Genomic DNA, 10,977 nt, shown 5'->3' with positions numbered 1-10,977 from the left:
CTGCGGATCAGGGGCGGGGCGGTCGAGGCGTACGACGGGGCGGGCGGGCGCCGGCACTGGACGCACACCCGCGCCGGGCGCCGCCCCCTCGCCGTGCGGCCCGCGCCCGGCCACGCCTTCGCGCTGTGGAGCGACGGCCTGGTCACCGACACCGCCCGCACCACCGGCCGCACCGTCCACTGGCACCGCGCCGTCCCCGGCCTCTCGCGCTGGCTCGCGGCCGGCGGACCGGGCCGCGCCGCCGGGGTGCTGCAGGCCCTCGACCGAGCCGCCCGGATGCTCGCCGTCGTCACCCCGCAGCGCATCGCGGCGTACCGCACCCGCGACGGCGACCTGCGCTGGGTGCTGCCCGCCGAACCCGGCTGCGCCTTCGACGCCCGCCGCACGGCCCGCACCGGCGGCGCCCTGCTGGTCGCCCAGCCCTGCGGCGCCGGGGCCTCCTGGACCGCCGAACTCGTCGCCGTCGACGATCTCGGCCGGATCGTGCCGGACCGCACACCCCTGCGCAACGGCCCGCCGGGCGACCACGCCCGCGCCAGAAAAGTAGTTGCGGGCGACCGTTAGACTGGGTCTATGGCAACTCTCCTTGTGCATTAGACGGCGTCGAAGAAGATCTCCGCCCGTCCCTTCCGCCGTCCATACCGCCCTGGAGTTTTCCCTTGATCACCGCCTCCGGCATCGAGCTGCGCGCCGGCGCCCGCCTCCTCATCGAGTCCGCTTCCTTCCGCATCGCCAAGGGCGACCGCATCGGCCTCGTCGGCCGCAACGGAGCGGGCAAGACGACCCTCACCAAGTGCCTCGCCGGCGAGGGCACCCCGGCCGGCGGCACCATCACCCGCTCCGGCGAGGTGGGCTACCTGCCGCAGGACCCGCGCACCGGCGACCTCGACGTCCTCGCCCGCGACCGCATCCTGTCCGCCCGCGACCTCGACTCGGTCCTGCGCAAGATGCGCGAGAACGAGGAGCGCATGTCGAACGGACAGGGCGCCACCCGCGAGAAGGCGATGAAGAAGTACGAGCGCCTGGAGACGGAGTTCCTCACCAAGGGCGGTTACGCCGCCGAGGCCGAGGCCGCCACCATCGCCGCCGCGCTCGGCCTGCCCGACCGCGTGCTCGGCCAGCCCCTGCACACCCTTTCCGGCGGTCAGCGCCGCCGCGTCGAGCTGGCCCGCATCCTCTTCTCGGACGCCGACACCCTGCTCCTCGACGAGCCGACCAACCACCTCGACGCGGACTCGATCGTCTGGCTCCGGGACTACCTGAAGAACTACCGCGGCGGCTTCATCGTGATCTCCCACGACGTCGACCTCGTCGAGACGGTGGTCAACAAGGTCTTCTACCTGGACGCCAACCGCTCCGCGATCGACGTCTACAACATGGGCTGGAAGCTCTACCAGCAGCAGCGCGAGGCCGACGAGAAGCGCCGCAAGCGCGAGCGCCAGAACGCCGAGAAGAAGGCGTCGGCCCTCAACTCGCAGGCCGACAAGATGCGCGCCAAGGCCACCAAGACCGTCGCCGCGCAGAACATGGCCAAGCGCGCCGAGCGGCTGCTGTCCGGCCTCGAAGCGGTACGCGTCTCCGACAAGGTCGCCAAGCTGCGCTTCCCCGACCCCGCGCCCTGCGGCAAGACCCCGCTGATGGCGGAGGGCCTGTCCAAGTCGTACGGCTCGCTGGAGATCTTCACCGACGTCAACCTGGCCATCGACAAGGGCTCGCGCGTCGTCATCCTCGGCCTCAACGGCGCCGGCAAGACGACCCTTCTGCGCCTGCTCGGCGGCGCCGAGAAGCCCGACACCGGCGAGGTCATCCCCGGCCACGGCCTCAAGCTCGGCTACTACGCCCAGGAGCACGAGACCCTCGACCCGGAGCGCTCGGTCCTGGAGAACATGCGCTCGGCGGCGCCCGACCTCGACCTCGTCGCGGTCCGCAAGACGCTCGGCTCGTTCCTCTTCACCGGCGACGACGTCGACAAGCCGGCCGGGGTCCTGTCCGGCGGCGAGAAGACCCGTCTCGCGCTGGCGACCCTGGTCGTCTCGTCCGCCAACGTGCTGCTCCTCGACGAGCCCACGAACAACCTCGACCCGGCCAGCCGCGAGGAGATCCTCGGCGCCCTGCGCACGTACAAGGGCGCGGTCATCCTCGTCACGCACGACGAGGGAGCGGTCGACGCGCTGGAGCCCGAGCGGATCATCCTGCTGCCCGACGGCGTGGAGGACCTGTGGGGCCCGGACTACAAGGACCTCGTCGCCCTGGCCTGACCGGGTTCCGGATCCCGGGCTGATCCACTCGCGCTGGATCATTCGGCTTACGGGTGATCCTTCATCTGAGTGAGTAGCTCTCGTACCCCGGCGTGTCATGCACCGGATCGCGGCCCGCCCCCCGTGGGGCGGGCCCTTCGCGTTCCGCTGATCGTTTACCCGTGCTGACCTGGCCATTCCCCGCGCTGCTCGTTCGAACGCAGGACGCGGAATCCCACGTACGGCGCACCTGGAGCGCGGCGGGCGGTTCCCTGGCGGCGAACGTTGTTGTACGGACCTTGCCGAATGGGTGGCCAGGAAGCCGGGAAGGGGTGATCATGAGAGTCCAGAGCGCACTTCCTTGAGGAGGCACGGGTGGCCGAGACTCTGAAGAAGGGCAGCCGGGTAACCGGCGCCGCGCGCGACAAGCTCGCGGCAGACCTGAAGAAGAAGTACGACTCCGGTGCGAGCATCCGGGCGTTGGCCGAAGAGACCGGCCGCTCCTATGGATTCGTACACCGGATGCTCAGCGAGTCCGGCGTCACGCTGCGGGGACGCGGCGGGGCGACACGAGGCAAGAAGGCCACTACGGCCTGACCGCCTCGGGCGGGCCCGGCCCATCGGTTTGTGGGCGGTGGCCACCCGGTCGATCGCAGGATCGCCCGGGTGGTTACTGTGCAGTCACTTAATGACCGCACGACTGCCACCCGGACCGGAGGCGCCACATGGCTTCGCTCGACTCTGTGCTCGACAAGGACGGCGTACGACTCACCGTCGAGGACGCCGTTGCCACGGTGACCCTGACCAATGCGGCCAAGCGCAACGCCCAGTCTCCCGCTCTGTGGCGGGCGTTGACGGAAGCCGGACGGTCTCTGCCTGGCGACGTGCGGGTCGTGGTGCTGCGCGGCGAGGGCAAGTCCTTCTCCGCCGGCCTGGACCGGCAGGCGTTCAGCCCCGAGGGCTTCGACGGTGAGCCCTCCTTCCTTGACCTCGCACGCGGCTCCGACGAAGACCTCGACGCGGTCATCGCCGAGTACCAGGAGGCGTTCACCTGGTGGCGGCGCAGCGACCTCGTCACCATCGCCGCCGTACAGGGCCATGCCATCGGCGCCGGATTCCAGCTCGCCCTCGCCTGCGACCTGCGGGTCGTCGCCGAGGACGTGCAGTTCGCCATGCGCGAGACCAGCCTCGGTCTCGTCCCCGACCTCACCGGTACGCACCCGCTGACCAGCCTCGTCGGTTACGCGCGCGCACTGGAGATCTGCGCCACCGGGCGTTTCGTCCACGCGGCGGAGGCCGAGCGTGTCGGCCTCGCCAACCTCGTCGTGCCCGCCGAGGAACTCGACGGGGCGGTACGGGACCTGGCGGGCGCCCTGCTGGCGGCGCCGCGCGACGCGGTGATCGAGACCAAGGCGCTGCTCCAGGGTGCGTCCGCGCGCACCTACGAGGACCAGCGTGTCGCGGAGCGCGCCGCGCAGGCCCGCAGGCTCCGTGATCTCGCGGGCCTCGGCGACTGACCGACCCGTGCGAGACCCGACGCCCGGCCGGGAACCGGCCGGTGCGTCGCACGCCGCGCGGCCGGCCCGGTGCGGCGCCGGCCGGCTCATTCCACCGCGGTCACCAGGACGGCCACCGTGGTCCGGCCGCCCTGGGACGCCGCGACCGCCTTGCGCACGGCGACGGCGACCGCCAGCGCCCGGTGCCCCGCCGCCGTCGCGAGCTCGACCCGCACGTGGCCGTCGGCGAGATGGACCGGCGCGCCGAGCACGCCGGTCAGCCGGGCCACGCCGGGGACGGCCGCGGCGGCCGCCTCGGCGGCGGCCCGGTCGCCCCCGCCGTCGTCCTCCGGCCGCTCCGGCCCGGCGTCCGACGCCTCGTCCTGTCCGCCGCCGGAGCCGCCGTCCTCGGACGCGTCGCCGGTTCCCCCGTCCGGGGGAGCGGCGGTCACCGGCTCCTCACCCGCCTCCACCAGGTCCGTCACCCGCAGGTCCACAGCCGTGACCACGAGCCCCAGCCGGGCCGATGCCGCCTCCCGCAACGCGATGCGCAGCCGCTCCGCCCGGTGCGGCAGCGGCTCGCCGCCCGCCGTGGCCGTCAGGTCCGCGACGACGCGCAGCGGCCCGGGCGGCAGCGCGCCCGGAGGGGGCGGAACGGCCGGTTCGGCGGCCGCGTCCGGATCGGCCAGCCCGATGCGCAGCGCCCCCACGCTCACGCCGGTGATGCCCGCCACCGCCTCCCGCAGAACCGGGCCGGCGGCCTTCTCCGCGAGCCACGCGCCGTCGGACGCCTCGCCCAGCGGCAGCAGTCTGCCCAGGCCGAGTCGTCGCCGTACTCCCCGGGTCAATCCGTCAGGTGCCATTGCACCAGCCTGCCGCATCCCCGGCGCGAGATCGGGCAACCGGACCTAATGTGGGCAAGGGAGTCCAGTACCGCCCGGAAAGGGACGAACGGATATGACTGACACCACGCAGCGAAACCAGCCGGACAACCCCGACAAAGGGGCGCCCGGCCAGGAGGCCAGGAAGACCTCCATGACGAAGCGGGGTGGCGGCGATCCTTCCTCCCGCGGCCGGACCACGATCGCCGACGGGGTGGTCGAGAAGATCGCCGGACTCGCGGCGCGCGACGTCGTCGGCGTACACGCCATGGGCAGTGGACTCTCCCGCACGTTTGGAGCCGTCCGCGACCGCGTGCCGGGTGGCGCGAAATCGGTCACCCGGGGCGTCAAGGCCGAGGTCGGCGAGGTGCAGACGGCGCTCGACCTGGAGATCGTCGTCGAGTACGGCGTAGCGATCTCCGACGTCGCACGCGCGGTCCGGGGCAACGTCGTGTCTGCCGTGGAACGTATGACGGGCCTCGAAGTCGTCGAGGTCAACATCGCGGTCAGCGACGTGAAGCTGCCCGACGAGGAAGAGGACGAGCCGGAGCCACGTCTCCAGTAGAGGGAGCAGCAGGATGAGCATGGCGGTGGTCGGCCTTGTGGCCGGTATGGCGCTCGGGTTCGCCGGATACTTCGGCGGGTTCGGAGCATTTCTGCTGGTGGCGGCCTTGGGCGCGATCGGCTTCGTAGCGGGCAAGTTCGCCGACGGCGACCTCGAACCGGGCGACTTCTTCCGCGCCGATGAGCGCGGCGGCCGGCCCAGGTGACCACGCCGATGGCCACCGGTCAGGTCGAGGCCGCCGAGCGCGGCGCGACCCGGATCGCCGACCGGGTCGTCGCCAAGATCGCCGCGCAGAAGGCGCGCGAGGCGCTCGGGAAGGTGCCGGAGGGCGGCAAGGCGCCGCACGCGACGGTGACCGTGCATCACGACAGGGCGCGCGTGCGGGTCGTGCTCGAACTCGACTACCCCTCCGACGTCGGCGCCCAGTGCGGTGCGGTACGCCGGGAAGTCACCCGGGGCGTCGGTTCGCTGGCCGGAATGGAAGTGTCCGAGGTGGCGGTCCACGTCGAGCGGCTCCACTCGGCCCAGGCGCCGGGTGCGAAGCGCGGGAGGATCCGGTGAGCGAACCCGACAGCGACGACAGCGGCCGCACCCAGCGGCTTCCCCTCATCGAACGCGAGCGGGACTCCGCCGGTCCCGCCTCGCACGACGCGGTGCCGACCCTCCGGGAGGAGGACGGCGGCGGAAGGGCCGGCCGCTTCTGGTCCGCCCGCAGGGTGCCGGCCGCGCTGGTCGCCCTCGTGGTGCTCGGCTGCGTCGGCCTGCTGCTGTACGACGTGGCGGCGGTACGGGCGGGGCACCCCGCCATGCGGTGGCGGCGCGAGCTGGCGGACGGCCTCGCGACCCGGCCCCTGGACGACGTGTGGACGCTCGTCGGCGCGGGCGTCGCGGCGGCGCTCGGGCTGTGGCTGCTGCTCTTCGCCCTCACGCCCGGGCTGCGCGCGATCCTGCCGATGCGGCGCACGTCGGCCGACGTACGGGCCGGGCTCGACCGGCGGGCCGCCGCGATGATCCTGCGCGACCGGGCGATGGAGGTGTCCGGCGTGCAGTCCGTTCGGGTGGCGGTGGGGCGCTCCAAGGTGCGGGTGCGGGCCGAGTCCCACTTCCGCGCACTCGACGACGTCCGGGCCGATCTGGACACGGTGCTCGCCGCCGCGGTCCGGCAGCTCGGGCTCTCCGCGCCGCCGCGTCTGTCCGTGCGGGTGGGCCGCCCGGCCAGGAAGGGGTGAGGCGACGATGCCCAAGAAGGTGAACCGTGTCCTGCTGGGCCTGGCGGGTCTGGTGCTGCTCGCCGTCGGCGGCGGGGTGCTCGCCACCGGCCTCGGGATGTCCGTACCGTCGTGGTGGCCGTTCGACGGGCGGGACGACGTGCTGCTCAGCGAGGCGGACCGTACGCGGTGGCGGGACTCGGGATGGTGGTGGCCGGTGGTCATCGCCGTCCTCGCCGTGCTGGTCCTGCTGGCGTTGTGGTGGCTGCTCGCCCAGCTGCGCCGCCACCGGCTGTCCGAAGTGCTGGTCGACAGCCGCGACGGCGAGGGGGCGGTGCTCAGGGGGCGGGCCCTGGAGAACGCGCTGGCGGAAGAGGCGCGGACGCTGAACGGCGTGGAGCGGGCGCACGTGACGCTCACCGGCCGGCGGGACGCGCCCCGGGCGCGCGTGGCGATGCTCCTCGCACCCCACGCCGAGCCGGCCGAGACGCTGGACGGGTTCACGCGCGGTGCGCTGGCCCACGCGCGGGACTCGGCGGCGCTGGACTCGCTCCCGGCGGAGGTCCGCCTGCGGGAGGTCAAGCACGGGGCGCGGCGGGTCAGTTAGGCGCGTCGGCCCGCCCCGTCCGGGGGCGTCCCGCCCGGAGCGGCCGGCGCCCCCGGTCGCGCGACGGGCCCGACCCGCCCTCGGACGCCGCCGGCCCCGTCGCGCGGTCCGGACACCGGGCGGGGCGGCGGCTCGGGCACAGGCGGTTGCGGCGCGCCGACCCGTACGACGGCCTCCCAGGCCCGGCCCGGCCCGGCGTAAGCGGGGGATCAGAAGCCGTGGCGGGCGCCGCCGTCCACCGGCAGCATGACGCCGGTCAGGTACGACGCCGCCGGGGACAGCAGGAACGCCGCCGCCTTGCCGAACTCCTCCGGCCTGCCGTAGCGCCGCAGCGGGATGTTCGACTCGTTGGCCTCGCGCGCCGCCTCGGCGTCGCCGGACAGCGCGTCCAGCTGACGCACCCGGTCCGTGTCGATGCGGGCCGGCAGGAGGCCCACCACCCGGATGCCGCGCGGGCCGAGGTCGTCGGAGAGCGACTTCGCGAAGCCGGCCAGACCCGGGCGCAGGCCGTTGGAGATGGTGAGGCCGTGGATCGGTTCGTGGACCGAGCCGGACAGGACGAAGCCGATCACGCCGCCCGCGGAGAGCTCCGCCGCCGCCGCGCGGGCCAGCCGCACCGCTCCGAGGAAGACGGCGTCGAAGGCCGCCTGCCACTGCTCGTCCGTGTTCTCGGCCGCCACGCCGGGCGCGGGGCCGCCGACGCTGACGAGGATGCCGTCGAAGCGACCGAAGTGCGCCCGGGCGGCGGCGATCAGGCGCTCCGCCGAAGCCGGGTCGGCGTTGTCGGCGGCGACGCCGATCGCGTTCGGCCCGAGCTCGGCGGCCGCGTCCGCGACCGCCTTCTCGTCCCGGCCGCTCAGCACGACCTTCGCGCCGTCCGCCGTCAGCTGGCGCGCCGAGGCGAAGCCGAGCCCGCGGCTGGCCCCGGTCACGACGTACACCCGGTCCTTCAGTTCAAGATCCATGCGCCCATCCTGCCGCCTCGTCCCCTCCGCCGTCGAGGCCGAGGGCCGACACCACGAGCCCGATGTGGCTGAACGCCTGGGGGAAGTTCCCGAGCTGCCGCCCGGAGGCCGGGTCGTACTCCTCGGCGAGCAGTCCGACGTCGCTGCGCAGGGTCAGCAGCCGCTCGAAGAGCTCCCGGGCCTCCTTCGGTCGCCCCGTCATCCGCAGCGCGTCGACCAGCCAGAACGAGCAGGCCAGGAAGGTTCCCTCGTCGCCGGGCAGGCCGTCGACGGTCAGGCCGTCCGTGCTGTAGCGGCGGATGAAGCCGCCGTGGCTCAGCTCGGCCCGTACCGCCTCCACCGTCCCCACGACCCGAGGGTCGTCCGGCGGCAGGAAGCCCACCCGGGGGATGAGGAGCGTGGCGGCGTCGAGCTCCTGGGAGCCGTAGTACTGGGTGAAGGTGTTGCGCTCCGGGTCGTACCCCTTCTCGCAGACCTCCCGGTGCACCTCGTCGCGCATCACCCGCCACCGGTCCGCGTCACCGCGCAGCGTCGGGTCGTCCTCCAGGGCGCGTACGGCGCGGTCGGCGGCGACCCACGCCATCACCTTGGAGTGCACGAAGTGCCGGCGCGGCCCCCTGACCTCCCACAGGCCCTCGTCCGGTTCGCGCCAGTTGGACTCCAGGAAGCCCAGGAGGCTCAGCTGGAGGTTCCACGCGTGCGGCTTGGGACGCAGGCCCCAGGCCCTGGCCATGTAGAGGGAGTCGATCACCTCTCCGTACACGTCGAGCTGGAGCTGCTTGACGGCCGCGTTGCCGGTACGGACGGGAGCGGACCCCTCGTACCCCTTCAGCCACGGCAGTTCCGTCTCGGGCAGCCGGCGCTCGCCGGAGATGCCGTACATGATCTGGAGGTCCGCCGGGTCGCCCGCGACCGCCCGCAGCAGCCAGTCGCGCCAGTCCGCGGCCTCGTCGATGTAGCCGGCGGCGACCAGGGCGCCGAGGGTGAGGGTGGAGTCGCGGAGCCAGCAGTAGCGGTAGTCCCAGTTGCGTACGCCGCCGATCTCCTCCGGCAGCGAGGTGGTGGGGGCGGCGACGATGCCGCCGGTCGGCGCGTAGGTGAGCGCCTTCAGGGTGATGAGCGAGCGCATCACGGCCTCGCGGTGGGGGCCCTCGTACCGGCACTTGGAGGCCCATTCCTGCCAGTCCTGGACGCTGTGCTCCAGGCCATCGAACGGGTCGGTGCGGGGCGGCTCCGGCTCGTGCGACGGGTGCCACGTCAGGACGAACGCCACCTTCTCGCCCTCGGCGACGGTGAACGACGAGTACGTCGTGTACTGCTGGCCCCAGCTCTTCACCCGGTCCGCCGGTTCGGCGCGCAGCCACACGGCGTCGGGTCCCGCGACGGCGACCCGGTGCCCGCTCGTACGGCGCATCCACGGCACGATGTTGCCGTAGTCGAAGCGGAGGCGGAGCGTGGAGCGCATCGTCACCTCGCCCGACAGGCCCTCCACGATCCGTACGACATCGGGCGCCTCGTCGCGCTGCGGCATGAAGTCGGTGACCTTGACCGAGCCGGAGCGGGTCTCCCAGATGGTGTCCAGGACGAGGGTGTCGTCGCGATACGCGCGCCGCGCACAGGCGCCCGCGCCGGCCGGGGCCACGCGCCAGTGGCCGTTGTCCTCGTCGCCGAGCAGCGCGGCGAAGCACGCCGCGGAGTCGAAGCGGGGCAGGCAGAGCCAGTCGATGGAACCGTCCTTGCCGACCAGTGCGGCGGTCTGCAGGTCCCCGATGAGCGCGTAGTCCTCGATACGTTGGGTCACGAGAACTCGTGTTCCCGCGCGCGTGCGGCGTTAAGCGGCCGGTGCGGCGGCGCGGGTGACCTGGGCTCAGGCGTCGGCGGTGGCCGGTTCGGCCGGTGCCTCGTCGGCGGCGCCCGCGGCCTGGGCGCGGTCGCTCAGTTCGCGACGTACGAGGACGACCCAGCCGACCGGCACGGCGGCGGCGAACAGCCACCACTGCACGGCGTACGCCATGTGGGGGCCGATCGAGTCGGCGTCGGGATCGGGCACGAGCTGCGGCTTCGGTCCGGCCGGAACGGGTTCGGTCTGCTCGATGTAGCCGCCGAGGACGGGACGCCCGAGCGCCTTCGCCTGCTGTTCGCTGTTGATCAGCATGACCTGCCGGGGCGGCAGGCCGCTGAGGTCCTTGATGCCGCTGCCCGCCGTGGTTTCGTCGGCCTTGAGCCGGCCGGTGACGGTGACTTCGCCCCCGGGGGCGGCCGGGACCTTCGGGTACGCCTGCTGGTCGGCGCCGAACGGGACCCAGCCGCGGTTGACGAGTACGGCGCGGCCGTCGTCCATGACCAGCGGGGTGAGGACGTGGAAGCCGACCTGGTCGTCGGCGTCGGTCCTGCGGCGTACGACGACCTCGTGCGCGGTGTCGTACGTGCCGGTGGCGGTCACCCGGCGCCAGTGGTCGGCGCGCGGGACGGTGTGTCCGGGGGAGGTGATGTCGCCGACGGGCAGGGGCTTCGCCCGGAGGTTCCCGGAGATCAGCGCGTTCTGCGCGACCCGGTGCTCGTGCCGGTGCAGCTGCCAGAAGCCCAGCTCGACCATCGTGGGGATGAGGACGAGCATCAGGAGGGTGAGGATCACCCACTGCCGGGACAACAGGAAGCGGTACACGTCCTTGACGTTACCTGGCGCGCGGTGGTCCCCGGCGGGTGGGTCTCCCGCCGGGGAGGGCCGGTGTGCGCGGCCGCGTGGCGCTTCAGACCCGGTCGACGATGCCCACCTTCCCTTCCGCGCGTGAGCAGTGGGCGCCGCAGTACCAGTGGCCGTCCACCTCGACGCCCTGGCCCAGGATCTGCACCCGGCAGTGCTCGCAGATGGGCGCCATCCGGTGGATGGCGCAGGAGAAGCAGTCGAAGACGTGCACCGCGCCCTGCGCGTGCACCTCGAAGGACATGCCGTAGTCGTTTCCGCATACCTCGCAACGTGCCATGCGCCACAGGGTGGGACGGCGGGCGGCGCCGGGG

Annotated in this window: 14 protein-coding genes; 9 read left to right on the top strand and 5 right to left on the bottom strand. The window is 73.2% G+C overall.

Going from position 1 to position 10,977, the window contains the following annotated elements:
• The 4 genes from E2E34_RS35645 to E2E34_RS25235 form a co-directional block, all read left to right on the top strand.
• Positions 1-564 (top strand): hypothetical protein (locus tag E2E34_RS35645; RefSeq protein WP_167518382.1); only part of this gene is annotated, 564 nt, incomplete at its 5' end.
• A gap of 95 nt (positions 565-659) precedes the next feature.
• Entirely contained in the window at positions 660-2,258 is a 1,599-nt protein-coding gene (locus E2E34_RS25245; protein ID WP_138904216.1) for an ABC-F family ATP-binding cassette domain-containing protein, read from the top strand.
• A gap of 354 nt (positions 2,259-2,612) precedes the next feature.
• Positions 2,613-2,834, top strand: a complete 222-nt coding sequence (locus E2E34_RS25240) for a helix-turn-helix domain-containing protein (RefSeq protein ID WP_010987827.1) — start codon at positions 2,613-2,615, stop codon at positions 2,832-2,834.
• Positions 2,835-2,962: 128 nt separating this feature from the next.
• A complete protein-coding gene (locus tag E2E34_RS25235) occupies positions 2,963-3,754 on the top strand; it encodes an enoyl-CoA hydratase/isomerase family protein (protein WP_138897694.1) in 792 nt (263 codons plus the stop codon).
• A gap of 86 nt (positions 3,755-3,840) precedes the next feature.
• Here the strand turns inward: E2E34_RS25235 and E2E34_RS25230 are convergent, their stop codons facing one another.
• Entirely contained in the window at positions 3,841-4,596 is a 756-nt protein-coding gene (locus tag E2E34_RS25230; RefSeq protein ID WP_208765331.1) for a hypothetical protein, read from the bottom strand.
• A 94-nt stretch (positions 4,597-4,690) separates the two neighbouring features.
• On the opposite strand from E2E34_RS25230, the gene E2E34_RS25225 reads away from it, so the two are divergent.
• From E2E34_RS25225 to amaP, 5 genes are read left to right on the top strand one after another with little or no spacing between them, the layout of a single operon-like run.
• Positions 4,691-5,179, top strand: a complete 489-nt coding sequence (locus E2E34_RS25225) for an Asp23/Gls24 family envelope stress response protein (RefSeq protein ID WP_138904215.1) — start codon at positions 4,691-4,693, stop codon at positions 5,177-5,179.
• A gap of 13 nt (positions 5,180-5,192) precedes the next feature.
• Positions 5,193-5,384 carry a hypothetical protein gene (locus tag E2E34_RS25220; RefSeq protein ID WP_138904214.1) on the top strand — a complete coding sequence of 64 codons (192 nt, stop codon included), beginning with the start codon at positions 5,193-5,195 and terminating at the stop codon, positions 5,382-5,384.
• Between the two features lie 8 nt (positions 5,385-5,392).
• Positions 5,393-5,740 carry an Asp23/Gls24 family envelope stress response protein gene (locus tag E2E34_RS25215; RefSeq protein ID WP_138904213.1) on the top strand — a complete coding sequence of 116 codons (348 nt, stop codon included), beginning with the start codon at positions 5,393-5,395 and terminating at the stop codon, positions 5,738-5,740.
• A complete protein-coding gene (locus E2E34_RS25210) occupies positions 5,737-6,408 on the top strand; it encodes a DUF6286 domain-containing protein (RefSeq protein WP_138904212.1) in 672 nt (223 codons plus the stop codon). The genes E2E34_RS25215 and E2E34_RS25210 overlap by 4 nt, the downstream gene beginning before the upstream one ends.
• Before the next feature lie 7 nt (positions 6,409-6,415).
• Positions 6,416-6,994, top strand: a complete 579-nt coding sequence (gene amaP, locus E2E34_RS25205; RefSeq protein WP_138904211.1) for an alkaline shock response membrane anchor protein AmaP — start codon at positions 6,416-6,418, stop codon at positions 6,992-6,994.
• A 209-nt stretch (positions 6,995-7,203) separates the two neighbouring features.
• Here amaP and E2E34_RS25200 read toward each other — a convergent pair whose 3' ends face one another.
• The 4 genes from E2E34_RS25200 to E2E34_RS25185 all read right to left on the bottom strand — a co-directional run bounded on the left by E2E34_RS25200 (position 7,204) and on the right by E2E34_RS25185 (position 10,943).
• Entirely contained in the window at positions 7,204-7,959 is a 756-nt protein-coding gene (locus E2E34_RS25200; RefSeq protein ID WP_138904210.1) for an SDR family oxidoreductase, read from the bottom strand.
• A complete protein-coding gene (locus E2E34_RS25195; protein ID WP_138904209.1) occupies positions 7,949-9,760 on the bottom strand; it encodes a glycoside hydrolase family 15 protein in 1,812 nt (603 codons plus the stop codon). Before E2E34_RS25195 ends, E2E34_RS25200 begins: the two co-directional genes overlap by 11 nt.
• A gap of 66 nt (positions 9,761-9,826) precedes the next feature.
• On the bottom strand, positions 9,827-10,624 hold the full coding sequence (locus E2E34_RS25190) for an SURF1 family cytochrome oxidase biogenesis protein (RefSeq protein WP_138904208.1): 798 nt from the start codon (positions 10,622-10,624) through the stop codon (positions 9,827-9,829).
• An 85-nt stretch (positions 10,625-10,709) separates the two neighbouring features.
• Positions 10,710-10,943, bottom strand: coding sequence for a metallothionein (locus E2E34_RS25185; RefSeq protein ID WP_138904207.1), 234 nt, complete (start codon positions 10,941-10,943; stop codon positions 10,710-10,712).
• Positions 10,944-10,977: the final 34 nt, after the last annotated feature.

This window comes from Streptomyces albidochromogenes, assembly GCF_005981925.1.
GTDB classification, from domain to species: Bacteria; Actinomycetota; Actinomycetes; order Streptomycetales; family Streptomycetaceae; genus Streptomyces; species Streptomyces albidochromogenes.
The sequence above is the reverse complement of the archived record's forward strand: the minus strand, read 5'-3'. Positions and strand labels throughout refer to the sequence as shown.